Source organism: Arthrobacter sp. GAS37, from assembly GCF_044908325.1.
Classification (GTDB): domain Bacteria; phylum Actinomycetota; class Actinomycetes; order Actinomycetales; family Micrococcaceae; genus Arthrobacter; species Arthrobacter ramosus.
This window is the reverse complement of the sequence record NZ_JBIYDB010000006.1, coordinates 25,717-49,779: the sequence shown is the minus strand read 5'-3', so window position 1 is coordinate 49,779 and position 24,063 is coordinate 25,717. Positions and strand designations below refer to the sequence as shown.

Sequence of the window (24,063 nt, the reverse complement as noted above, 5' to 3'; positions counted from 1 at the left end):
GGGAAAGATTGCGGGGGGAGGGGAAAACGGAAGGCCGGGGTGCTCAGTGGCCGGTTATGGTCGGTGGGCGGCGACCTGGATGATGGCGGACTTGGCGTCGGCGGATTCTTCGATGGCGGCCAGGACCTGCTGGACGGCGAGCCCGTCCTCGAAGGAGGGTGTGGGCGGGGTTCCGGTCGCCACAGCGGTCAGGAAGTCGCGGATTTCGTGGGTGAAGGTGTGCTCCCAGCCGATCACGTGGCCCTGGGGCCACCAGGCGTGCATGTAGGGGTGGTCGGGTTCGTTGACGAGGATTCGTCGGAAGCCCTGCTCCCTGACGGGCACCGTGGCGTCCATGAAACCCAGTTCGTTGATGGTTTCCAGGTCGAACAGGAGCGAGCCCTTGTCGCCGTAGATTTCCATCGTGAGCGAGTTCTTCTTGCCCGTGGCCATGCGGGAGACTTCCACCGAGGCGACCGCCCCGGAAGCAAGGGTCAGCGTGGCCCAGGCGGCGTCGTCGACCGTGACTTGTTCCGGACCGTCCGGCCCGGGACGGCTGTCCACGAAGGTGTGCAGCCGGCCGGAGACCTCGGTGACCGTGTCCCCGAGCAGGAAGAGGACCTGGTCGATCGCGTGCGAGGCGATGTCGCCCAGCGCACCGGATCCGGCGGTTTCCTTGTTCAGCCGCCAGGTCATGGGGGAGTCCGGGTCCACGAGCCAGTCCTGCAGGTAGGCGGCGCGGACGTGCCGGACCGTGCCCAGCCTGCCCTCGGCGATCAGCTCCTTCGCCAGGGCCAGGGCCGGCACCCGGCGGTAGTTGAAGCCGATCATGGACTGGACGCCGCGCGCCCGGGCGGCACGCGCGGCATCCGTCATGGTTTCGGCCTCGGCCAGGGTGTTCGCGAGGGGTTTCTCCACGAGCACGTGCTTGCCCGCCTCGAGCGCGGCGATGGCGATCTCGGCATGCATCCAGCCCGGGGCGCAGATATCCACGATATGGATGTCATCGCGCTCCAGGACCGAACGCCAGTCAGTGGCGGACTCGCTCCACCCGTACTTCGCCGCGGCCCGGGCAACCTGGTCCGTATCCCGGCCCACGAGCACTTTCTGCTCGAAGGCCGGAACGTCGAAGAAGCCGGCCACGTTCCGCCACGCGTTCGAATGGGCCTTGCCCATGAACGCGTAACCGATCGCGGCAACACCCAGGATTGTCTTACCCGCGCTGGGCCCCTCCGGGGAGGCGCCGTGGTGCGGGGTGGTGGGGGTGGGGGCGGAGCTGGTCATGAGTGATTCCTAGAGGGTGGCGGCCATCGGGTCCCAGTCCTCGGGGAGGGCCTGGGAGGTCACGGCGGAGCTGTCGACGCCTACAAAGGTGCCGGTTTCGGCGGACTCGGAAATGGAAACCAGGGTATCGACCACGTGGTAGGCGAGGGCTCCCTGGGCGCGGTGCGGGACACCGGCGCGCAGGGACCGGGCCATGTCCAGCACCCCCATGCCACGGCCGTTGGCCGGTCCCGTGGCGGGAATGATTTCCGCTTCTTCGGCTCCCGCGCGCCAGAGCTTGAGGTCGCCGTCGAAGTAGTTCGGATCAGGCAACTCCAGGGTGCCCTCGGTGCCGGTGATCTCCACGAAGCCCATCCGCAGGCGGGGGGATTCAAAGCTGAAGACGCTGTGCGAAGAGGCGCCGCCCTCGAACTGGAGCATCGCACTGACATGGGTGGGGACCTCGACGGGGAATTCCTCCCCGGCCTTGGGCCCGGAACCGACCACGCGGACGTCCTTGGCTTTGGAGCCGACGGCGGCGACCCTGCGGACCGAGCCGAAGGCCTGCACGAGCGCGGTGATGTAGTAAGGGCCCATGTCGAAGAGCGGACCCGCGCCGTGGGCGAAGAGGAACGCCGGGTTCGGGTGCCAGGACTCCGGGCCGGGGGTCTGGAACATGGTCAGGGCGGTCAGCGGGGTGCCGATGTCACCGCGTTCGATGATCCGGCGGGCAGTCTGCAGCCCCGCGCCCAGGAAGGTGTCAGGTGCGCAGCCCAGCCGGATGCCCGCGGCGTCGGCCGTCTTGAGCAGGGCCAGCCCGGATTCGCGGTCCAGGGAGAACGGCTTCTCGGTCCAGACGTGCTTGCCGGCGTTCACGGCGGCCGTGGCCACCTCGACGTGCGCTGCCGGGATGGTCAGGTTCACGATGATCTCGACGTCGGGATGGTTCAGCGCCGCGTCCACCCCGCCCCACCCGGGGACGCCGTATTCCTTGGCCCGCGCTTCCGCGGCGTCCTCGAACAGGTCGGCGATGACGTGGACCTTCAGGTCCGGGAAAACCGTCAGGTTGTCCAGGTAGGCCTTGCTGATGTTGCCCGCGCCGATCACCGCGACGCCCACGGGTCCCCGTCGGGTGGAAGGGGTGGTCTGGTGTGTTGCGGCGCTCATGCGTTCACTTCCTGTGCTGCGTTGAGGAAGGCGAGGCTTTCGGCGATGCCTTCGAAGATGTCGCCGGCGTAGTCGTCGAACTCAACGACGCCGACTTCGAGGGACTTTGCGGCAGCAACGACGTCGAGCACCGGAATGGTGCCCTGGCCCGCCGGAAGCTGGGCCTTGGTGTCCGTGGTGCCGGGGCCGTCCTTGATGTGGATGAACTTCACCCGGTCACCGAGGCGGGCGAGCAGTTCCACCGGGTTCTGGCCACCGACCGAGGCCCAGTAGGTGTCGACTTCCAGGACGAGTTCCGGGTCAAGGAGGCCTTCGAAGTACTCCAGGCCTGTCTGGCCCTCGATGGTGGACTCGAGTTCCCAGGCGTGGTTGTGGTAGCCGACGCGGATGCCGTATTCGGCGCCCTTCTTCGCGGCGGCGTTGAGCTTTTCCGCCGTGGCCTGGATGTCCTCGGCTGCCTGCCAGTGCTCGGCAGGCAGGTAGGGATCGATCACGGTCGCAATGCCCAGTTCCTTGGCGGCTGCGAAGATCTCATCCTGGTCCTGGCTCAGCAGCGGCGCGTGCCCGGACGGGGCGCTGAGCCCGTTCTCCTTCAATGCAGCGCCGAGCTCCTTCGCCGTGGCGACGAAGTTGTAGGGTTCAACTTGCGTGTAGCCGATCTCGGCAACCTTCTTGATGGTGCCCGGCAGGTCTTCCTGCATGGCATTGCGCAGGGTGTACAGCTGGATGGAGTAAGACATGGTTTTCCTTTGCGTTGTCAGTTGCGTGCGATGCGAGGCATATAGCGGCCGTTAGCGGCCGGCGAGGGATCCGCCGATGCCGCCGACGCTGAAGTATTTGTTCAGGGTGGCGAAGACGATGATCGGCGGGAGCATCATGATGACCGCGAGGGCCATGACGCCGGACCAGTCGGTCTGGTTTTGCTGGAAGAACGACTGGACGCCCATGGGGAGGGTGAAGATTTCGTTGGAGCGCAGGAACACGATGGCGACAAGGTAGTCGTTCCAGGCCAGGAGGAAGGCGAAGATGGCCGTGGACAGGATGCCGGGAAGGGAATTGCGCAGCACTACCTTCGTGAACGATCCGAACACTGAGCAGCCGTCGATCCACGAGGCCTCCTCGAGGCTGACCGGGATGGAATCGAAGTATGCCGCCATCATCCACGTGGCCACGGTCATTGTCGAGCCGACGTAGATGATGATCAGTCCCATGAGGTTGTCCACGAGTCCCAGGCCTGCGAACAGGATGAACAGCGGCACCACGGAGGTGATGATCGGCAGGGACTGCATGACGAACAGCAGCAGGGAGTAGCCGGAGACGGCCCTGGATCGGCCGCGGGAGAGGACATAGCCGGCGGGTGCGGCCACGGCGACGGCGACGATCACGGTGCTGACGGTGGTGATGAGACTGTTCTTGAGCCAGGTGGCGGCCAGGGTCTCGGAGAAGACGTTGCTGAGGTTCTCCAGGGTGAGGCCGGTCGCGGTGCTGTTGGGGCCCGGGGTGAGGGCCAGGACCACGGTGACCATGATGGGGACCAGGACGATGGCGGTGATGGCCAGGATCAGGACGAACCGCCACCAGCGTCCGCGCATGCCTGCTTCGGAGAGGACGCGGCGGGATTTTTCGGGTCCCGCGACACCGAGCGCGGGTCCGGATTCGGGGTGGGCGTGGAGTACTGCGCTCATTATTCGACGCTCGACTTTCGGATCTGGCGGTACAGGAAGACCGACACGACGACGAGGGTGAGGGTCATGAGGAAGGCGATGGCAACGCCGGGACCGGTCTGGAAGTCCTGGAAGACCGTGCGGTAGGCCAGGACGACGAGGGAGGTAGTGGCGTCAACGGGGCCGCCGCCGGTGAGGAGGTAGATGGTGGGGAAGTCGTTGACGCAGAAGATCGTCATCAGGATCCAGCTGATGTAGGTGGAGCGGGCGATCAGCGGGAGGGTGATCTGGGTGAACTGCTGCCATTTGCTGGCACCGTCCATGCTGGCGGCTTCATAGACGGTGGTGTCTACCGAGGCCAGTGCTGCCGAAATCATCATCATCATGAAGGGGAAGCTGACCCAGACCTTGAACACCATGACCATGACCGCGGCCAGATGGGGGTCCGCCAGGAACAGGGGCGTGCCCAGTCCGAGGTTCCGGAAGATGGAGGGGATGAGGCTGTCCGGGGTGGCGACGAGCCAGTTCCAGGCGGTCGAGGAGACCACGATCGGAACCACCCAGGGCAGGAGGAGGAGGACCTTGAAGGTCCCGCCCGCCGGGATTTTGGTGCGCAGCAGCAGGGCCAGGCCCAGGCCAACCAGCCAGGAGCCGAAGACGCCGACGATGGTGAACCACAGGGTGAACTGGGCGGCCTTCCAGAAAGCCGGGGATGTCAGGACATGGCCGAAGTTGTCGACTCCGACGAAGTTGCCCGTGTCGATCAGGGAGCCGTCGTGGGTGGCCTGGACGCCGGCGTAGACCAGCGGGTAGCCGTGGATCAGGACGAGCAGGATGACCGAGGGCAGCAGGAGCCAGAAGAACGTCCGCTTGGTCTGCCCCGAAAGTTTGCTCTTGCGGTTCAGGGACCCGCCGCCGGACCCGCCGGGAGCAAGCCCCCGACGGGCCCGGGCGAGGCCGGACTGTGTTGTGGTGGATGTCATGGCGACGGCTTTACTTCTTGATGACGGATTCGAGGCCGGTCTTGAAGGCCGTGAGTGCCGTCTTGGCGTCGGTCTTGCCGGTCAGGATGGTCTGGGTGAACTGGTTGAGTGCCTGACCGCCGTCGAGGACAGCGAGGTTGGCGTTGAGCGAGGTTCCCTGCGCGGCGAAGGTCTTCGCGATGGGCTGCCATTCCTTGACGATCTTGACGTTGTTGGCGTCGCTCGTGAATTCGGGCATCTCCGTGATGGATTTGAATACCGGCAGGGCGTTCATGAGCTTCTGGCGCCACAGCTCCTTGAGCTGTCCCATGTAGTAGGCCAGGAAGGCCTCGGAGGATTCCTGGGACGGGGTGTTCTTGTACATCATGATGTTGTTCGGGAACACCAATCCGTGCTTGTCGCCATGCGGGCCTGCAATCGGACTGGCCACCATGATGTCGCCGGAGGTGTCGCCGACGCGAGCCGGCACGCCCAGCACGTACGGGCCGAAGGCGGCTTTCTTGTCCTTCCACTGCGCGTTGAGGTTGTCCGTGGTGTAGCTGACTGCTGCGGGGTCGATGATGCCGTTGGAGACCAGTTCCAGGAGGTACTCCGTGGCTTCGACGTTCCGGTCGTTCATGACGTCCAACTGGCCGTCCTTGGTGAAGACGCCACCGCCGTTGTTGACCATCATCATGATCATCGAGTGGTTGCCGATGTTGTTGCCGGCGCCGGACCCGGTGGCGAAGCCGAAGGCGCCGATCTTCTTCAGCGCCTTGCCTGCGTCAAGCAGCGAGGCCCAGTCGGTGGGCAGTGCGACGCCGGCCTGGTCGAAGAGGGACTTGCGGTACCAGAAGACGCGCATGTCCAGCTGCCACGGAACGGCGACGTAGCCCTTGTCCGACTTGAACGGGTCCAGTACGCCGGGCAGGAAGTCGTCGAACTGGCCGTTCTTCTTCAGCGAGTCGATGACCTTGTCCGCGTAGGCGATCTGGCCCTGCTGGTCGAACTGGAACGCCTGGAAACCGCCACCAGTGGACACCGCAGGACCGGTCTTGGACGCAATGGCCGAGGAGAAGGTCTGGTAAAAGTTGTTCCACTGAATGATCTGGTAACCGGCCTTGCCGTTGCTGCCAGTCGGGGCGTAGGACTCGGTGATCTTCTTCGCGGCATCGTTATAGGCCGGGGTGGCCCACGGCATGTCCCAGAACTTGATGGCGCCGCCGGCGGAGCTCGAGCTGGAGCCGCCTCCGCAAGCCGCAACCAGAGGGACAGCCGCTGCTGCCGCCGTGAGGCCGAGGAAACCCCTGCGGGAGAAATTGCGGCTGGCTTCGGACTGAACATTCATGATGATTCCTTTCGGGACCGCTGCGTGGTCTGCGCTTTTGGTGCGGTCCGGCTCGTCGTCGAGAAGGCTAATGATTGCTTGGTGCTCTGTTTTGCTCGATGGTGCTGGTTGCGTAGTTGAGGAGCTCGGGTTCATGTCAGGTGCGCGATGGATTCCGTCAGCCGCGCAAAGCCGGCGAGGTCGGAGGGGAGAGTGCCGGCGTCGAGGTGTTCCTTGAGCCGGCGCCAGGTGGTGCGGTGCGCGGATTCGTAAAGCGTGGGCAGGAGGATTTCTCCTTGGGGTCCGGTGGCCCGGACCTCCGCCGGCCAGGCGGCAAGCGGTTCCGGGACCGCAATGCTGACACCGCCGTCGTCGGTGTAGAGGCGGAAGTCGACGCCGGCGGGCCGGGAGTTGCTCAGCACGCCTTGTAGTGAAACCGGAGCGCCGTTGGCGAGCCGCCCGGAAGCCGTGTAGCCGTGCGTGCCTCGGCGCAGGAGGCGAAGCGCGTCCAGTTGTCCGGTGACGCGCACGACGGCGGCGAGATGCTCGGTGAGCAGCCGTTCCGGATCCGTGCCTGCCGCGGCCGTCGCAACGGTGTCCAGCATGGCGGCACGTCCGGCTACCGAGCGGACAGCGTCTTCGGCTCCGGCGAGACCGGGGTTCGACGCCCAGCGCTGGTCCAGGACCACCGCGACGCCGGAGGCTGAAGCGGCGTTGAGCAGGGCGGCGGTGTTTTCCGGAACAGGATTGACGACGACGATGCCCGACGCTCCGCCGTCGATCGCTTTGATTGCCTCGGTGGTCCAGCCCGGGGCGCCGTCGAGGGCGGAAATCCGTGCGGCGTCTGCCGGCGTCTCGTCATTTCCGGGGCCGAAGCTCGCCGGAAGCGAAGCGACCGCGAGTGCCACGGCGCCGCTCTCTTCGGCCTGCGGGGTGGCGGTGACCGTGTACTGGGGGCTCATGAGCGGGCTCCTGCATGGCTGTTTGCGTGCTGGGTATGCTCGGCTGCCGCCTCATCGACTGTGGCGTCGGCAATGGCTATCGCGAACGTGAGGTCATTGATGAGGCTTTCGGCGGACGGCGGTTGCTTGGCTCCGAGGGCCAGTTGGGCGAGTTCGCGCCATTCGCCTTCATAGCCGTTGTGCTCGAACGGTCCGTACGTTGTGCTCGTGGTGCCGCGGGTGATGGTTGCGACGGCGGAACCCGCCTGCACGTAGGAAGGGGTGAAGTCCACGCGAAGGGCCGCGTCGTCAGAGATCGCTTCGAAGGCCCATTCGGGCTTCCACGTCTTGTTCATGGCTGCCCTGAGCTCGATAATCCGGTCACCTGCACCCTGTTTTCCGGAACGAAGGGAAATCACGTAACCGAAGGGGCGCACGTGGCGTGCCTGCAGCACTTCCAGGTCTTCGAAATCCGGGGTAAAGCGGCGCACGAGCGGAAGGTCGTGGATGGCGAGTCCCATGATTCCGCCGCGGAGGGCGTTCTTGATGACCTCGACGTCGCTGTAGTCAGTGGTGCCGCCTGCGGGCCGGGTGATGATTTCGGTGGCGAAGTCTTCGAAGCGGGCATTGGGCGGAAGGACGATGGAAGAGCGGATGGTGTGGACGTTCTCGGGGAGATCGCCCCAGTTGGCTTCGGCTGCGAGCCAGCCGGGATCGAACGTGTGCATGGCGCCTACGATGATCGGCACGCCGGTTTCCTCGCTGACCGCGGAAATCCGGGCCGCTTCCTCGCCGCTCATGGCGAAGGGCTTTTCGCAGAGGACGGCTTTCTTTCCTGCACGGCATGCGGCGATGACCTGGTCCGCGTGGAATTGGTGGGGGCTGCAGATGGCCACAATGTCGACGTCGGGATCGCCCAGGAGCGCGTCCATGCTGGTGCTGTAGTTGGCGCCAACGCGGGCTGCGACCGATTCGGCAACCGCTGCGTCGACGTCCATGATGTGGCGGACTTCCAGGATGTTCCGGAGCCGGGCGAGGGAAGGAAGGTGGATTGCTTGGGTGACCGGGCCGGCGCCAAGGATGCCGACGCCGAGGGGCTGTGGTGATCCTAAAGGTGCTGCCTGTGACTGGCTGGACAAGATCAGTTACCTCTTCGTAAACGGAGTCTCTGAGTGTCAGCGTGGCTTTGCGGGCTACGTGACCCTTCTCACAAACAACCTACGACGACTTTTGACGATGAGCAAGCAAAAGTTGAAAATCAGTCGACAATCTTTTGCTGCGTGACACGCATAAGCAATCGTGCTATCACTGATGCATGACCTCAGCACCCGGAAAAGAGCCCGGCAAGGACGGCTCCGTACAGGACGCCGGAAGCCTTTCGCGTGCGGGAGATCTGTTTCAGCTTCTTCGCGACGGCCAGGCACGAACCCGGGCCGAACTCGCCCTCACCACCGGGCTGGCCCGCTCCACGGTCGCCTCGCGCATCGACGCCCTCATGAACTCCGGACTCGTGGGCCCTGCCGGTGAGGCGAGCTCCAGTGGCGGCAGGCCGCCGTCGCGCTTTGCCTTCAACCCTGCGGCCCGCGTTGTCTTGGCGGTCGACGTCGGAGCGACGCACGTGATCGTCGCGGTCACCGATCTCGGTGGAACAGTCCTGGCCGAGCGCCGCCTCGCGCAGGAAGTCGCTGACGGTCCCGATGTGGTGCTCGGCAGGGTGGTGGCGGCAGGGCGGGAGCTTCTCGCCGAAGCCGGCCGCAACCTTGAGGACCTTGCCGGGATCGGCATCGGACTGCCCGGCCCCGTGGAACACGACACCGGCAGGCCCGTCAAACCGCCGATCATGCCCGGCTGGGACGGATTCGACGTGGTCCGTTACATGCAGCGCTCGCTGCCGGTCCCGGTCCTGGTGGACAACGACGTCAACATCATGGCCCTGGGCGAACGCACGGCGTATTGGCCGGACCACGACAATCTGCTCTTCATCAAAATCGCCACGGGCATCGGCGCCGGCATCATCAGCAGCGGTGAGCTGCAGCGCGGCGCCAACGGCACGGCCGGGGACCTCGGCCATGTCCGGGTTCCCCGCGGCGACGACGTCCTGTGCCGTTGCGGGAACTATGGCTGCCTTGAAGCACTCGCCTCCGGACCCGCCATCGCGCGCCAGCTGCAAGCCCAAGGCCTGGCGGCTACCAACGGCGGCGACGTGCTGCGACTCGTAGCCCAGGGAAACCTCCAGGCTATCCAGGCGCTTAGGCAGGCCGGACGCGACGTCGGCGACGTCCTGGCAACGGTAGTGAATCTGCTTAACCCTTCGATAATCGTCATCGGCGGCAGCGTGGGGGAGGCCGGCGAGCACCTCGTGGCCGGAATCCGCGAAGTTGTCTACCGGCGCTCCCTTCCCTTGGCCACCTCGCACCTGCGCATCGGCATCTCGATGGCTGGCGACCAGGCCGCGATCCTCGGTGCGAGCCAGATGGTCACCCAGCACGTTTTGTCTCCGGCCGTGATTGAAGCCACGCTCCAAGCCACGGGCTGACGGGGGACTTTTGGCGTTCCGGCGCGGCATGCCGTGATAGCAATGAAGGTGATGCCTACTTTCCCCGCCCTTCAGTGCGCCACATGACCGGCCAATTCCTCGCCAAGGTCCCACGCGGCTGGCTGATCCTCGCGTGCATCGGCCTCATCGCCCTCAACATGCGGGGACCCTTCGTCGCGGTGGCGCCAGTGGTGGATTCCCTGAAACGGGATCTTGGATTCTCGCCCGTGGAACTCGGGCTGCTGACGGGCATTCCCGTGCTCTGCTTCTCCCTCGCCGCGCCGCTGGCCTCAATGGCCGGACGCAGGTTCGGCGCCGAATTCGCGGTGATGCTCACGCTTGTGGGTGTGCTGGCCGGCGTCGTGATCCGCTCCAGCGGCGGCGGTGTTCCGGTCATGGTGGGCACCGTCCTCATCGGCCTCGCCATCACTATCGGCAACATCGCAGTGCCGCTCATCATCCGCCGGGACTTCGCGCCGCGACGCCAGGCAACCGCGATGGGTGTGTACACGGCGGCACTGAATATCGGGTCCTTCCTGACTTCGGTGGCCACTGCCCCGCTCGCCGAACTCGTGGGCTGGCGGCTTGCCCTCGCGGCAAGTGCCCTCCTGGCCCTGGCGGCCATCCTGTTCTGGATTCCCACCGTCGGCGCCCGCAGCGCGTTCGTTCCGGCTGCGGTGCCGGCCGTCGAGGGGTCGCGGGGCGGCAAGGCTTCCGGTGTTGGCTGGCTGACCGTTGGCCTGACGCTCGGCTTCGCCGGTCAGGCGTTTTCGTACTACGGCGTGACCGCGTGGCTCCCGAGCTTCCTGGCCGACGAGCTGGGCATGGGCACCGCACAAGCCGGCGCGGGATCGTCGCTCTTCCAGATTTTCGCGATTGTGGGTGGCCTCGGGGTGCCGCTTCTCGCCCGTTTCGCCAGTACGACGGCGGTGGCGGCCACCTTGGGTGCCTTGTGGCTCACTGTGCCCCTGGGTTTGTTGCTGGCCCCGGGCTGGTGGTGGCTCTGGTCGTCCCTGGGCGGAGTCGCACAGGGTGGTGGCATCACGGTCATCTTCATCGCCATCATCAAGTTCGCCCGCGACCAAGCTTCGGCAGGCAAGATGTCCGCCGTCGTGCAAGGGGTGGGTTACTGCTTCGCGGCCTTGGCTCCCACCATCATCGGCTACGTGCACAGCATCTCCGGCAGTTGGACCGTGCCGCTCCTGGTGATCCTCGGCTCAGTCGCCGCGTTCTGCGTCTGCACCACCCTCTCGGTGCGCTGGGTGGCCCGGCAACGCTAGGTGCGCGCCGCCGTCGTCGCACACCCAACTGACTCGCAGTTGTTGTCGTTACGAGGCTTCAAAACGACAACAACTGCGAGTCAGTTGGGTGGGGAGGGGATCCGTCGCTGGGCTGCCTCCCCGGCCATCGGGGTCACTTGTTGCGAAGAGTGCAGACAGCCCAGCGACGAGCCGGTGGGTGGGCCCACGCCGGCGAGGGACCCGAGCCGAGCGGAGCGAGGTTCGGGAGCCGGTGGGGACTAAGCGGCTACGAGTTCTTCCTTGGTCGCTTCTTCGCGGGCTTCGGTGAGGTAGCGGGCGTAGGCCGGGATGGTCAGGAAGGTGGGGAACTCCTCGGCGAGGGTGACTTCCTCGAAGATGCTGCGGGCATCGTTGAAGCGGTCGTCGTCGAACCGTTCCAGGCGTGCGAACTCTTCGTCCAGCAACTCGGTGACCCATTCGCGGCTGATGAGCTCGCCGGTGTCGGTGATGGCGTGGGAGTAGATCCATTGCCACAGCTGTGAACGGGAGATCTCCGCCGTTGCCGCGTCTTCCATCAGGTTGTGGATGGCCACAGCGCCGTTGCCGCGCAGCCAGGACTCGATGTAGCGGATGCCCACCTCGATGTTGTTTCGGATGCCGGTCTCGGTGATGGTGCCCTCGGTGGAGGCGATGTCGATCAGGGCACGGTCGTCCGGGGTGACATCCTCGCGCGAGCGGTCCAGTTGGTTCGGACGGTCGCCGAGTACGCCGTCGAACACTTCACGGCACACCGGAACCAGGTCCGGGTGCGCGACCCAGGAACCGTCGAAGCCGTCGCCGGCCTCGCGGGTCTTGTCGGCGCGGACCTTCTCGAACGCTGCCGTGTTGGCGGCCTCGTCCTTGCGGTTGGGAACGGCAGCGGCCATGCCGCCGATCGCCATGGCGCCGCGGCGGTGGCAGGCCCGGACCAGCTGCTCGGTGTAGGAGCGCATGAACGGCTGGGTCATGGAGACCTGGGCGCGGTCCGGCAACACGAAGCGGGGGCCGCGGGTGCGGAAGTTCTTGATCACGGAGAAGATGTAGTCCCAGCGGCCGGCGTTCAGGCCCGAGGCGTGATCGCGCAGCTCGTACAGGATCTCCTCCATCTCGAACGCCGCGGTGATGGTCTCGATCAGCACCGTGGCGCGGATGGTGCCCTGCGGGATGCCGAGCAGGTCCTGGGCGAGGATGAAGATGTCGTTCCAGAGCCGGGCCTCGAGGCGGTTCTCGATCTTGGGCAGGTAGAAGTACGGGCCCTTGCCCTGGGCGAGCAGGCGGCGTGCGTTGTGGAAGAAGAACAAGCCGAAGTCAACCACGCCGCCGGCAACGGGCTTCCCGTCGATGAGCATGTGCTTCTCCGGAAGGTGCCAGCCGCGGGGCCGGACCACGATGGTCGGCAGATCCTCGGCGGCACGGAGCTTGTACTCTTTGCCCTCCGGGGAGGTGAAGTCGATCCGGCGTTCCAGGGCATCGGTGAGGTTCAACTGGCCTTGGATGACGTTGCGCCAGGTGGGGGTGGAGGAGTCTTCCATGTCGGCCAGCCACACCTTGGCGCCGGAGTTCAGCGCATTGATGGTCATCTTCCGGTCAACCGGTCCGGTGATTTCCACGCGGCGGTCTTCCAGGCCGGGTGCCGGGGGAGCGACGCGCCAGTTCGGATCGTTGCGGATTTCTGCTGTCTCCGGAAGGAACCGCGGATCCTGTCCGCTGGCGATCTGGCCGCGGCGGGTGTGCCGCGCCTGCATCAGCTCCTGGCGGCGCTCCGCCGTCGCGCGGTGCAGGGTTGCCACGAACTCGAGGGCATCCGGGGTAAGAACCTCGTTCTGCCGGTGGATGGGCTGGGCGGTCAGCGTGATGCCGTTGATCGTGTAATTGTCAGTGAAGCTGTTCATTTCAATCTCTCCTCAGAGAAGCAAATGTTCGACGGCGGGTGCTGGGTTCGGTGCGTGGCTTTGGCTGGGTTCGGTGCGTGGCTTTGGCTGGGTGCTTGCGGTGGTTGCGTCCGGCCCTTCGGACCGGCACCGCTCTGCCTGCTATTCCCCACGTCCCCGTTTCGACCTCGCTGAGCGAGGACGGACCGGGACGCAGGGCCCCTTTTACGCAGGCTGCCGCGATACCGGCTCCTCCGGCCTGGTACGCCAGTCGCCGAGCGCAGAACGGCCGGGAAAGGTGATCCGGAAGCGTGCGTAAAAGGGGCCCTGTCTCCGTCCTCGGCCGAGCTTTGCGAGGCCATAGGACGGGGACGGGGAATAGCACGCGGAGGATTGCCTTTTTCGGCCCCCAACCGCTGGCTGCGCGGGTGCCGGTCCGTGAGCCGGACGGTTCGTAACGAATGCCCGCCCGCCGTCGGAATGGGCTAGTGGAACTGGCCTTCTTCGGTGGATCCCACCAGGGCCAGGGTGGATGCGTTCGGGTTGAGCGCGGTTGCAATGTCGTCGAAGTAGCCGGTGCCGACTTCGCGCTGGTGCTTGGTTGCGGTGTAGCCGCGGGACTCGGAGGCGAATTCCTTTTCCTGGAGTTCGACGTAGGCGCTCATGCCTTCACGGGCGTAGCCGTGGGCGAGGTCGAACATCGAGTAGTTCAGGGCGTGGAAGCCGGCCAGGGTGATGAACTGGAACGTGAAGCCCATGGCACCGAGTTCACGCTGGAACTTGGCGATCGTGGCGTCGTCCAGGTGCTTGCGCCAGTTGAACGACGGCGAGCAGTTGTAGGAGAGCATCTGGTCCGGGAACTCGGCCTTGACGGACTCGGCGAACTTGCGGGCCAGCTCGAGGTCCGGGGTGCCCGTTTCCATCCAGATGAGGTCCGAATACGGGGCGTAGGCCTTGGCGCGGGCGATGCAGGGTTCGATGCCGTTGCGGACCTTGTAGAAGCCCTCCGGGGTACGTTCGCCTGTGACGAATTCCTGGTCGCGCTCGTCGACGTCGGAGGTGATCAGGGTGGCTGCCTCGGCGTCGGTGCGGGCGATGATCACCGAAGGGGTGCCCGCGACGTCGGCCGCGAGACGGGCGGCGTTCAGGGTCCGGACGTGCTGCTGGGTGGGGATGAGCACCTTTCCGCCGAGGTGACCGCATTTCTTTTCGGAGGCGAGCTGGTCCTCCCAGTGCACGCCCGAGGCGCCGGCCTGGATCATGGATTTCATGAGTTCGTAGGCGTTCAGCGGGCCGCCGAAACCGGCTTCGGCGTCGGCGACGATCGGGACGAGCCAGTCCTCGACGGTCTGGATGCCTTCGGAGAATTCGATCTGGTCGGCGCGGAGCAGGGCGTTGTTGATGCGGCGGACCACGGTGGGGACCGAGTTGGCCGGGTAGAGCGACTGGTCCGGGTAGGTGTGGCCCGAGTTGTTGGCATCGGCGGCGACCTGCCAGCCGGACAGGTAGATGGCCCGCAGGCCGGCCTTGACCTGCTGCACGGCCTGGTTGCCGGTCAGCGCACCGAGGGCGTTGGTGTACTTGCCTTCCTTGTGCTCCTCGCTGAGCTGCTTCCACAGCTTCTCGGAGCCGCGCCTGGCCAGGGTGTGTTCTTCGGAGACGCGGCCACGGAGGCGGACGACGTCGGTGGCCGAGTAATCGCGGGTGACGCCTTCCCAACGCGGGTTGGCAGCCCATTCGAGCTCCAGTGCGGCGGCCTGCTGAGCGGAGGTGGGCTGCTCTGGTTCAAATGCTGCGGTCATTGTCTGTCTCCTTTGACGCTACTTTGGCGTGTTGCTGTGTATGTAGCCCCGGCCGATCTTCGCTGCGCCTTTGCAGTTCCGGTCGGCCGGGGTTTCCGTAGTTCTTACTTTTCAGTACTTCCAAGGGACTTGCTAGATAAAAAGCATGGAAAGAAATGCACTTCTTCGCGTATGCTCAAGAAATGTCACCTGTGAGCTGGAACCGCGAAGTACCGCCGTCGTCGTCGCCCGCCCCTGACGCCGAACTGGACGTCATCAGCCTCGGCCGCCGCGTGCGGTATCTGCGCAAGCAGGCCGGGCTGACCCTCGACGACGTGAGCGCCGCCGTCGGGACCGCCCCCAGCCAGCTGAGCCTCATTGAGAACGGCAAGCGGGAACCCAAACTGGGCTTGCTGAAGCAGCTCGCTGCGGCCCTGAATGTCGGCATCGACCAGTTGCTCGGAGCGGAACCGCCCAGCCGACGGGCCGCCCTGGAAATCGAGCTGGAACGGTACCAGCGAGGGCCCCTCTACGAGTCGCTGAACTTGCCGAAAATCCGCGTCAGCGCGCGGCTTCCGCTCGATGTTCTGGAGTCGCAGATAGGTCTCCTGCAGGAGCTTGAGCGCAGGCTCAATGAGCAAATCGCGACGCCGGAAGAGGCCCGCCGCGCGAACGGTGAACTACGTGCCATGATGCGCGAGCGCGGCAACTATTTTCCGGAGTACGAGGCCGAGGCGCAGAAGGTGCTCAAAGGCGTCGGGTACACCTCCGGTCCCTTGAGCCAGCACGTCATTGCGGACATCGCGGACCACCTCGGTTTCACGCTTCACCACGTGGGCGACCTGCCCCATTCCACCCGTTCGGTGACCGATCTTAAGAATCACCGAATTTATCTCACGCAGAGCCAACGGCAGGACCACGATCCCCGCTCGGTCCTCCTGCAGGCCCTGGGCCACTACGTCCTGGGCCACGAGACTCCCAAGAACTACGGCGATTTCCTGGCGCAGCGCGTCGCCACCAACTACTTCGCCGCGGCGCTCCTCCTGCCCGAACACGCCACCCTGGAGTTCCTGCAGAAGGCGAAGGCCGCCAAGGAGATCGCGGTCGAGGATATCCGGGACGCCTTTGCCGTCTCTTACGAAACCGCGGCTCACCGCTTTACCAACCTGGCCACGAAGCACCTGGGCATCACCACCCACTTCCAGAAGACCCACCAGAGCGGCATCATCTACAAGGCTTACGAGAACGACGGCGTGGCCTTCCCTCAGGACCATACCGGCGCCATCGAGGGCCAACCGGCGTGCAAGGCGTGGACTTCGCGGGCCGTGTTCGATGTTCCGGACAAGTTCAGCGCCTACAGCCAATACACCGACACCGTCTCCGGTACCTATTGGTGCACGGCCCGAACCGAGCGCTCGGCGGCGGGGGAGTTTTCGCTGAGTATCGGCGTGCCGTACCAGCACGTGAAGTGGTTCCGCGGGAGGGAGACGACGGCGCGGGCTACTTCGACGTGTCCGGACCCGAACTGCTGCAAGCGGCCGCCGGCGTCGTTGGCTTCATCCTGGGCAGGCAACGCCTGGCCGTCCGCCCGCGCCCACTCGCACCTGCTGGCCGCCATGCCGCCAGGTGCCTTCCCCGGCGTCGACGAGACCGAGGTGTACGCGTTCCTGGAGGCGCACTCGGGGTAATTTTTGCGCGGGGGCTTGGTGGGCGCGCCACGCCACGCAACTTTTTGGATTCCCGGAGGGTGAACCACCCCGGAATTCCGCGGCTTGGCTAATGATGCGGACCCAAAAACCTGTCCAGCGTGACGCCGACATCGCCAGGTGGCTAAGAGTTGAGGACCGGATAGCTCAAGTGAGTGACGCCCACGCCCTCGACGACGGTCGGGTTGCCCAAAGTGACCGGCGCGTTCTCAACGCGATCGAACAGCCGGATACCGGATCCGAGCAGCAGCGGAACCAGGTCGACGCGGATCTCGTCGAGCAGGCCGGCGTCGAGGCACTGCCGAATGGTGTCCGGCCGGTGCATGCCGACGATCTTGTTGCCGGCCGCTGCCTTTGCCTGCGCCACAGCGCTTTCCAGCCCGTCGGTGACGAAATGCACCGCGGAGTCGGAGCGGGGCCACCCCTCGGGCATCCGATGCGTCACGACGTACGCGGGCACGCCGAACGGGTGCTGGCCGCCCCAAGCGTCGGCGCGGTCTGAGGTCCGTCGCCCGGTGAGCATCGCACCTACCTCGCCCATCAAGGCACGTAGATGTTCGGCGCTGGCTTGGGAAACATGGAATGTGAAGCCCGGGTTGAAGGTCGGGACGTCGACGTCGCCCGCGAAGTACCAGTCGAAGACTTCGTCGACTCCGTCCGCGAAATCCGCCACGTATCCGTCCAGGGACATCGACATGAACGCCACTACCTTGGTCATTACCTTGCTCCTTCGCGTCAAACGGACATGGCCCAGGACAAAGCCGCATCCCGGCGAGGCTCGGATGGGTCGATCAGCCGGATTCTGTCCACGAGCCGGACGCGGTCGATGAGGGATGACTCGATGAGTGCCAGAACGAACGCATGGTCCTTGGGGCGTGCCGCAATGAGCTTCGCCGCGCAGAGATCGTAGGGATCCAGGCAAAGCCCGGTGCTGTTCCGGGTCCGCTCATTGCGCACACCGATAAGGCGGTACTCCCAGTCCTCCGGGAGCACCGCAGTCTCCCTTTCGGCCGCCTGGACAAAGAACCCGAACTCCTTGTGGAACGGCGACCACTCACCAAGCGCGGAATCGATGCTGTCCGCAAGCGTGCCGGCGTCGTCGTCGGAAAAAGGGGCTATGTCGACGGCATCCGACATGGTGATCGCCGCAGGTAGCTGGTCCTCCGTGAAGGATCCCAGAATTGACTGGCTGCCGATCACGATCACCCGGTCGCCGTGAATGATATCCGTAGCGGCCCGGATGGCGTGCTCAAGCTCATCGCGGCGCATGGCTGTACCGTACCCCCGAGCAGCCCGATTGTCAGTACCGGCCCCTTTCCCGCTCGCGTTCGGCCAGCAGCGTCGTCACTTTTTCGATGAGTTCGTAAGGCATCGGCTTCCCCAGAGGGAATTTCAACGTGCCCTTGGCCGCCCGGAAAGGAGCGATTTCCCGCTCGAAGTCCTCGTCGCCGTCGGGCACTGGGTAGACGGAAATATGGTGCTTCCAGGCCGCGAAGTACACCACGTAGTGGCCGTTGAGAGTGATCGTGGGGATGCCGTAACTGATCCGGTCCTCGGCTCCGGGCACCGCTGCCAGTGCCCGCCGTCGGATCTCCTGAAGAATGGGTTGCACCTCGTCTGGCTGCGACGCGATGTACTCGTCCACCGTGTCAAAGTGCCCCACCATGCGCTCTCCTCACTCCGTTCCGTGTCCCGCCGCGCAGCCGGTCCTGGACCAAGCTTGCCTTAGCCCGCGCCGCCTTGCCAGAGGGGGTCGAGCGGGTTCGGGGCGACTCCGACGCCCGCTCACTTATGTAGGGTTTTGGCGGGACGCCCGCTCACTTGACGTGATGGAGCGTTGTAGGCCGTGGCGAGTTTCCGGACAATTCTGGATTCCTCGATGCGAGAATGGGGGAGGCTCCGCGGTTTTGCAAGCGGGTCCACCACCAGTGCTAATACAGCGGGGCGCCGTGCTAACTCCGGCCGCCTGCGCGAACCACTACGAACGGACAAGCGATGACGTCAGCATCAGAATCCCAGACCCTGAGTAAACCCGCGCCGCGCTTCGCGTCAATAGGCTCCCCGTACTTTGGCATCATGCTGGCATGCATGGCTGTCGTGCTGATCCTGTCCAACATCGGCGCTGCCAAAGGGGTCGTCTTCGGTCCGATCATCACTGATGGCGGATTCTTCCTCTTCCCGCTTGCCTACATTCTTGGCGATGTGATGAGCGAGATCTATGGATTCAAGGTTGCCCGCAAAGCGATCATCACCTCGTTCGCATTGTCAGCATTCGCATCGCTCTGCTACTGGATCATCATCGCGCTTCCCGGCTTCAATGACGACTACGGTACTGCCAAGCAGGCAGCCATTGAGGGAGCGCTGGGGCCAGTTCCCCAAATCGTCCTTGCTTCACTCCTTGCTTTCCTGGCCGGCCAGACCATCAACTCCCTGATCCTGGTCAAGATGAAAGCCCGTTCGGGTGAGAGAACCCTCTGGGCTCGGCTCATGGGTTCATCCGGGGTGGGCGAATTCGTGGACACGCTCATCTTCTGCAGCATCGCGGCCTCGGTCATTGGCATCACGGACTTCGGCAGCTTCGTCAATTACGTGCTCGTTGGCTTTGTGTACAAGGTCGGTGTCCAATACATCCTCGTGCCCGTAACGTCCTTGGTCATTGGCTGGATCAAGAAGCGCGAGCCTAGCTACTGGGTGTGAGCGGGCGTCGGCCCGGGATGCCATATAAGTGAGCGGGCGTCGGCCCGGGATGCCATATATGTGAGCGGGCGTCGCGCCGAAACGCCATATAAGTGAGCGGGCGTCGGCCCGAGATGCCATATAAGTGAGCGCGCGTTGTCGGCTCAGGGGAACCGCCGGGAAGTCCGGTAGTTTCAGAGGATGAAGCTGGGAAATGCCGTGCTCACGGCCGAGAATCTTGTTGCAGGCTATGGCGACCATGCAGTGTGCGGGCCGCTCGACGTCGACGTTTTCTCCGGGCAGGTGCTCGGGATGGTGGGCGAAAACGGTGCCGGCAAATCCACTCTGCTGCGCACCATGATTGGCGCCCAGGCCGCCATTGAGGGGGATGCCCACGTTCTTGGCTTGATGCCGGACGACCGCTCGGCACTCTTTCGCAGCAAGGTTTCGGTGCTGCTGGATGAGGATGCCTACTTCGATTCACTCACGGTCCGCGAGCACCTTTCCTTGGTGGCCCGGGGGCATGGCCTCGCCAACCCCGAGGCTGCTGTGGAGGGAGAGATCGATTTCTTCGAACTCCAAACGGTGGCCGATGCCTTTCCCGATCAGCTTTCCTCGGGACAGCGCCGCAAGCTCCTCCTGGCCTCGGCGTTCATCCGACCCTTCGAATTGCTGGTCCTCGACGAACCCGAGCAGCGGCTCGATACCCGCATGCGCGGCCTGCTCGCGCAGCGGATCGCCCGGACTGCCAAGAAGAGTGCCGCCGTCGTCATGGTCACGCACGACGCGGACGTCGCCCAAGCAGCGTGTACGCGGGCGGTAATAGTCGACGACGGCGGTGCGCGCGTGGTTAGTACCGACGAGGCCGTGGCGAGGATTCGCCGGTGAGCATGTCCACTGCTGCCGTAGTGCATCCGGAGTTCGTGGACTTCGACCCCGAGCGTGCCACACGCAGGGTCATTCGCCCGCGCGGCCAGTCCTTGCTCTCCAGGCTCAACGAGCTGTACATCCAGTTCCTGACGTTCGGCGTCGGCCTGATCTACGCGACGGGCCTCCTCAACGGGCTCACAGCCGCAGCGGAGCATGGCTTCGGCGGCCACCTGATTTCGGCCGGCTACGGTGTCGTCCCGGTTGAATACGGTCTGGTGGCCGGGTTCGGGCTCCTGGGCCTCGCGGCCTATTGGGTGTCGGGCAGGCTCGGGCCACTGGCTATCACAGCGAATCAGCGGCACTGGTGGTACTCGCTTGCTATCGACCGCGAACCGCTCCTAGCCCGAGGCTTGCGGCGCGCAGTCTGGGCTGCCGCCGTCGTCGGGGCCCTCACCACCATTCCTGTGGCAGTCATCAGCGGCTCGAACGCGGTGGTGTTTGCGGGGCGGGTCCTGGCAGGGGCCTTGACCGGCGCGGCTATCCTCGTGCTGGCCGCGTTCGCCCAGACGCGCTTGGCAGCGCCGGGCCTGCCGCAGACGCCCGCCCGGCAGCAAGGCCGGGCAACCTCCTGGCTGTTGGCGACTGCATCGGCGGCACTCGGCGCGATGCTGTTCGGGACGCTGCAAGGCAACTGGATCTTCGCCGTCGCCCCTGCTTTCGCCGTGGTTGCCGCGGCGCTTGGCATGCGCAACAAGCTCTCCAGCGTCCGCACGACATCGCTGCTCAAGGCGGGGTCCGCGAGGGGACATGTCCAGGCTGCGCTGACGCTCATGGACACCGGGGAGCTCAGTGCCTCGCTTTCCAGCGGCGGCAAGCGGAGCCGGATCAAGCTCCCGGGCACGCCCCGCACCGCAGCGGGCGCGCTCTTCCACGCGGAAGCAACCGTGCTCGCCCGACAACCCGGCCGGCTGTGGCGCTGGGGGCTGGGTCTCGCCGTCGTCCCCTTGACCGGGCTGGTCCGGACGTTCGATTCACCGATCATCCTGCTTCCCGTCCTGCTGGCCGCCGCGATCTTCTCTTCCACAGCGGCTGCCGGGCCTCTTTGGCAATTACGCATGGCTCCCAGCCTCGACGCCCTCCTCCCGATTTCCAGGACGGCCTCGCGTTGGGTCCACGTCGCGCTGCCGGTCATGCTGATGGGGTTGTGGACGACGGCGGCTGCCGGATTCTTCGTGCTGGCGGGCGGTTTCCGGGTGGAGCTCCTCGTCCTGGGCGCGGCGGCGGGCGGCGGTTTGGGCGCGGGGATGCTGCGGCGAGCCTTCCGCCAGCAGGAAGACCTGACCAAATTGGTGTACCTGATGCAGCTTGGACGTAGCGGACCCGCCATGCTGGGAACCAGGATCCGGGGCTACGTACTGTGCCTCTTCGCCCTGGTGCCTTTGGCTTTGGGCATGCTGTTCAACGCCCCAGAAGTGCTGGTGGTGCCCGCCGTCGTGCTCAATGTGGTTCTCCTTGTGATCGGCGTGACGACGGCGGACCGCCCCTGAGGAGGCTCCGCGGCGTGAGCTCGCCGGAACGGTGCCGGCTCGCGGGAGAGTTCCGGCGACCTCGACGGCGGCGGGTTGGTTTGGCGGGGGCTAACGACGGAGGGCGCTCAGTATCCGGTTCTTGAATTCCTGCTCGCGAAACAGGTGCTTCCATTCCACGCGGACGAAACGCCAGCCGTCTTCGCTAAGGGCCTTCTCCCGGCGCCGCTCTTGGAAAATCACCTCGGCTGTTGGCTTGAAATCGAAGTACTTGACCTCGCCATCGAATTCCAATGCGACCTTGTCCTCCCGCCAGGCAAAGTCGAGCCGATGCCGCCCTGCCCGGCTCTGCACCTCAACCTGCGGTTCGGGCATCGGCAACTTCAGCCGCGAGATCAGTTCGCGGCACAACGTTTCGCCCGCCGACTCGGATCGTGGATCAGCGTTGAGCAGGGCCTTTCGAAGGTTCCTGACCCCGCGTCGGCCATCCAACGGATCGGCCATTGCCTGCAATTGGGCACGATCTGCGCCGAGCCTGAGTGCATGGTCCATGATCACCAGCGCCTGCTTGTAGCTAAGTAGCATGGCGCAATCCACCACTGTCCGCTCCAAAGACGTGACTCGCAAGTTCCCGATTGTCACAACGTCCGTCTCGTCGAAAGGCCGGGTGTGACCGCGGACGTCCTTGCCAAGGCGCTCGCTGGACGGCCGGACCCTCAGCAGGATGTGGATGAGGTCGTCGACATTCCAAAGGAAGAGGCGGTGCAGTCGCGCCGCCGAAGTGTGGCTATATACGAAGTCTCCCGCCGACGTCGTGAGCGTTCCATGCGCATGCGCGTAGATCAGTTGCGTGCTTCGGAGCCAAGCGGATTGCTTCTGCCAGAGCGCGGCCCGGATGTAGCATCCGTACCGTAGCCGGACAAGCTTGCCGTGACGCACCAGGACCTGGATTGCGCGGGAATTAAACCCATGTGCGTGGAGTTGATCGGTGCGCCAAAGGTTCCCCCTTTCCGGGAGCAAAGGCGGCTGAGAAGGCGTCATTGATCCAGCCTCGCTGGCCGTCTGGGCGCACGGAAGCCGCTTGGTCGGCTATGTGGAAAACGCCGGGTCGCCGGAACGGTGCCGGTTCGCCCGACCGCTCCGGCGACCCGGCACCGTTCCGGCGAGCCCGGCGATCTCGACGGGAGACGGCGGGAGACCTACGAGTAGTACCGGCCCAAGGTCTCGGCCTTGAACTCGAAGAAGTCCCCGGATTCGATGGCCAAGCGGGCGTCGTCCACCATCTTCACCACGAAGCGTTCGTTGTGGATGGAGATGAGCGTGGCCGAAACCATCTCGTGGGCCTTGTACAGGTGGTGGATGTACGCCCGCGAATAGTTGGCGCACGTGTAGCAATCGCAACCATCCTGCAGGGGTCCGAAATCCGATTTGTAGCGTGCCCCGGAGAGGTTGTACCGACCGGACGGAGTGTAAAAGGCCGAGTTGCGGGCCACTCGGGTGGGGGAGACGCAATCGAAGGTGTCGGCGCCGTTCTCGATGGCTGTGAAGATGTCGTCCGGCTCGGAGATGCCCAGGAGGTGGCGTGGCTTGTTCTCGGGAAGTTCCTCGTTGCACCAACGCACGATGGTGCCGAGGTTCTCCTTCTCCAAGGCGCCGCCGAGGCCGAAACCGTCAAACGGCATGCCGCCAAGGTCCCGGCAGGCCTTGCGGCGAAGGTCCTCGTACTGCGCCCCCTGGATGACGCCGAACAGGGCTTGGTAGGGTTTGCCCACCCGGGAAGCTGTCAACCGCTCATGCTCGACGACGCAGCGCTCGGCCCAGCGACGCGTGCGCTCCAAGGATTCCTCTTGGTAGCCACGGGAGTTCTGCAGGGTGGTCAGCTCGTCGAAGGCGAACATGATGTCGGCGCCGATCTGGTGCTGCACCCGCATGGAGATCTCCGGGGAGAAACGGTGCCGGTCCCCGTTCAGGTGCGACTTGAACCAGACGCCGTCCTCGTCAACATGGGCCAGCCGCTCCTTGCCCGGGGCCACGGCGTCGTCAGGCCCGGACGCATCCACGGAGGTCATGTCGATGACCTTCTTGAACCCCGAACCGAGGCTCATCACTTGGAATCCACCCGAGTCCGTGAACGTGGGCCCGTCCCAGTTCATGAACGCGCCGAGCCCTCCGGCCGCGTCCAGAATCTCCGGTCCCGGCTGCAGATAAAGGTGGTAGGCGTTGGCCAGCAAAGCCTGCGCGCCGAGCTCCTTCATGGATTCGGGCAGCACTGCTTTGACCGTGGCTTTGGTCCCGACGGCGATGAACGCGGGCGTCTGGATCTGGCCATGCGGTGTGGTGATGGTGCCGGTGCGGCCCAGGAACTCTCCGCGCTTGCCGCCGTCCCGGCGGCTGTCGCCGTCGGCGTTCAAAAGGCTCGACGACGGCGGGCGCGTTTCGCTGAGCCGCGCACCCACCTCGAAGGAAAACGCGGACTGCCGGGCAGCTGCGAGGACGGACGGATCGGACTCGGAG

Annotated in this window: 21 protein-coding genes; 6 read left to right on the top strand and 15 right to left on the bottom strand. The window is 65.1% G+C overall.

Annotation, left to right across the window (positions count from 1 at the left end; all coding sequences use genetic code 11):
* Positions 1-54: 54 nt before the first annotated feature.
* From ABH924_RS07465 to ABH924_RS07430, 8 genes are all read right to left on the bottom strand, one after another.
* Entirely contained in the window at positions 55-1,263 is a 1,209-nt protein-coding gene (locus ABH924_RS07465) for a Gfo/Idh/MocA family protein (RefSeq protein WP_404497887.1), read from the bottom strand.
* 9 nt (positions 1,264-1,272) lie between these two features.
* Positions 1,273-2,409, bottom strand: coding sequence for a Gfo/Idh/MocA family protein (locus tag ABH924_RS07460; RefSeq protein WP_404497886.1), 1,137 nt, complete (start codon positions 2,407-2,409; stop codon positions 1,273-1,275).
* A complete protein-coding gene (locus tag ABH924_RS07455) occupies positions 2,406-3,149 on the bottom strand; it encodes a sugar phosphate isomerase/epimerase family protein (protein ID WP_404497885.1) in 744 nt (247 codons plus the stop codon). Before ABH924_RS07455 ends, ABH924_RS07460 begins: the two co-directional genes overlap by 4 nt.
* A gap of 51 nt (positions 3,150-3,200) precedes the next feature.
* The gene (locus tag ABH924_RS07450; RefSeq protein WP_234752586.1) at positions 3,201-4,094 is read right to left on the bottom strand and encodes a carbohydrate ABC transporter permease; all 894 of its coding nucleotides are present in this window, start codon (positions 4,092-4,094) and stop codon (positions 3,201-3,203) included.
* A complete protein-coding gene (locus tag ABH924_RS07445) occupies positions 4,094-5,056 on the bottom strand; it encodes a carbohydrate ABC transporter permease (protein WP_234752584.1) in 963 nt (320 codons plus the stop codon). The genes ABH924_RS07450 and ABH924_RS07445 overlap by 1 nt, the downstream gene beginning before the upstream one ends.
* Before the next feature lie 10 nt (positions 5,057-5,066).
* Positions 5,067-6,383, bottom strand: coding sequence for an ABC transporter substrate-binding protein (locus tag ABH924_RS07440; RefSeq protein WP_404497884.1), 1,317 nt, complete (start codon positions 6,381-6,383; stop codon positions 5,067-5,069).
* 131 nt (positions 6,384-6,514) lie between these two features.
* Positions 6,515-7,324, bottom strand: a complete 810-nt coding sequence (locus ABH924_RS07435; RefSeq protein ID WP_404497883.1) for a hypothetical protein — start codon at positions 7,322-7,324, stop codon at positions 6,515-6,517.
* The gene (locus ABH924_RS07430; protein WP_404497882.1) at positions 7,321-8,442 is read right to left on the bottom strand and encodes a Gfo/Idh/MocA family protein; all 1,122 of its coding nucleotides are present in this window, start codon (positions 8,440-8,442) and stop codon (positions 7,321-7,323) included. The genes ABH924_RS07435 and ABH924_RS07430 overlap by 4 nt, the downstream gene beginning before the upstream one ends.
* A gap of 176 nt (positions 8,443-8,618) precedes the next feature.
* Here ABH924_RS07430 and ABH924_RS07425 point away from each other — a divergent pair, with 176 nt between their 5' ends.
* Positions 8,619-9,839: an ROK family transcriptional regulator gene (locus ABH924_RS07425; RefSeq protein ID WP_404497881.1), complete on the top strand. Its 1,221-nt coding sequence runs from the start codon at positions 8,619-8,621 to the stop codon at positions 9,837-9,839.
* A gap of 83 nt (positions 9,840-9,922) precedes the next feature.
* Entirely contained in the window at positions 9,923-11,119 is a 1,197-nt protein-coding gene (locus ABH924_RS07420) for a CynX/NimT family MFS transporter (protein ID WP_404497880.1), read from the top strand.
* A gap of 239 nt (positions 11,120-11,358) precedes the next feature.
* Here the strand turns inward: ABH924_RS07420 and aceB are convergent, their stop codons facing one another.
* Together aceB and aceA are read right to left on the bottom strand one after the other, a co-directional pair.
* Positions 11,359-13,011 (bottom strand): malate synthase A, encoded by a 1,653-nt coding sequence (gene aceB, locus ABH924_RS07415; protein ID WP_404497879.1) that lies wholly within the window; start codon positions 13,009-13,011, stop codon positions 11,359-11,361.
* 464 nt (positions 13,012-13,475) lie between these two features.
* A complete protein-coding gene (aceA, locus tag ABH924_RS07410; RefSeq protein WP_404497878.1) occupies positions 13,476-14,792 on the bottom strand; it encodes an isocitrate lyase in 1,317 nt (438 codons plus the stop codon).
* A 155-nt stretch (positions 14,793-14,947) separates the two neighbouring features.
* Between aceA and ABH924_RS07405 the strand changes: the two genes are divergently transcribed.
* Positions 14,948-16,459, top strand: a complete 1,512-nt coding sequence (locus tag ABH924_RS07405; protein ID WP_404497877.1) for a helix-turn-helix domain-containing protein — start codon at positions 14,948-14,950, stop codon at positions 16,457-16,459.
* Between the two features lie 142 nt (positions 16,460-16,601).
* Here the strand turns inward: ABH924_RS07405 and ABH924_RS07400 are convergent, their stop codons facing one another.
* From ABH924_RS07400 to ABH924_RS07390, 3 genes are read right to left on the bottom strand one after another with little or no spacing between them, the layout of a single operon-like run.
* Positions 16,602-17,195: a dihydrofolate reductase family protein gene (locus tag ABH924_RS07400; protein ID WP_404497876.1), complete on the bottom strand. Its 594-nt coding sequence runs from the start codon at positions 17,193-17,195 to the stop codon at positions 16,602-16,604.
* A 17-nt stretch (positions 17,196-17,212) separates the two neighbouring features.
* On the bottom strand, positions 17,213-17,746 hold the full coding sequence (locus ABH924_RS07395; protein WP_404497875.1) for a DUF6036 family nucleotidyltransferase: 534 nt from the start codon (positions 17,744-17,746) through the stop codon (positions 17,213-17,215).
* A gap of 31 nt (positions 17,747-17,777) precedes the next feature.
* A complete protein-coding gene (locus ABH924_RS07390; RefSeq protein WP_404497874.1) occupies positions 17,778-18,143 on the bottom strand; it encodes an iron chaperone in 366 nt (121 codons plus the stop codon).
* A 329-nt stretch (positions 18,144-18,472) separates the two neighbouring features.
* Here ABH924_RS07390 and ABH924_RS07385 point away from each other — a divergent pair, with 329 nt between their 5' ends.
* The 3 genes from ABH924_RS07385 (at position 18,473) to ABH924_RS07375 (ending at position 21,570) form a co-directional block, all read left to right on the top strand.
* On the top strand, positions 18,473-19,174 hold the full coding sequence (locus ABH924_RS07385; protein ID WP_404497873.1) for a queuosine precursor transporter: 702 nt from the start codon (positions 18,473-18,475) through the stop codon (positions 19,172-19,174).
* A gap of 180 nt (positions 19,175-19,354) precedes the next feature.
* Positions 19,355-20,041, top strand: a complete 687-nt coding sequence (locus ABH924_RS07380; RefSeq protein WP_404497872.1) for an ATP-binding cassette domain-containing protein — start codon at positions 19,355-19,357, stop codon at positions 20,039-20,041.
* 2 nt (positions 20,042-20,043) lie between these two features.
* The gene (locus ABH924_RS07375; RefSeq protein WP_404497971.1) at positions 20,044-21,570 is read left to right on the top strand and encodes a DUF6297 family protein; all 1,527 of its coding nucleotides are present in this window, start codon (positions 20,044-20,046) and stop codon (positions 21,568-21,570) included.
* A 90-nt stretch (positions 21,571-21,660) separates the two neighbouring features.
* Here ABH924_RS07375 and ABH924_RS07370 read toward each other — a convergent pair whose 3' ends face one another.
* Positions 21,661-22,590, bottom strand: coding sequence for a hypothetical protein (locus ABH924_RS07370; protein WP_404497871.1), 930 nt, complete (start codon positions 22,588-22,590; stop codon positions 21,661-21,663).
* 158 nt (positions 22,591-22,748) lie between these two features.
* Positions 22,749-24,005, bottom strand: coding sequence for a tRNA guanosine(34) transglycosylase Tgt (gene tgt / locus ABH924_RS07365; protein WP_404497970.1), 1,257 nt, complete (start codon positions 24,003-24,005; stop codon positions 22,749-22,751).
* Between the last annotated feature and the right edge of the window lie 58 nt (positions 24,006-24,063).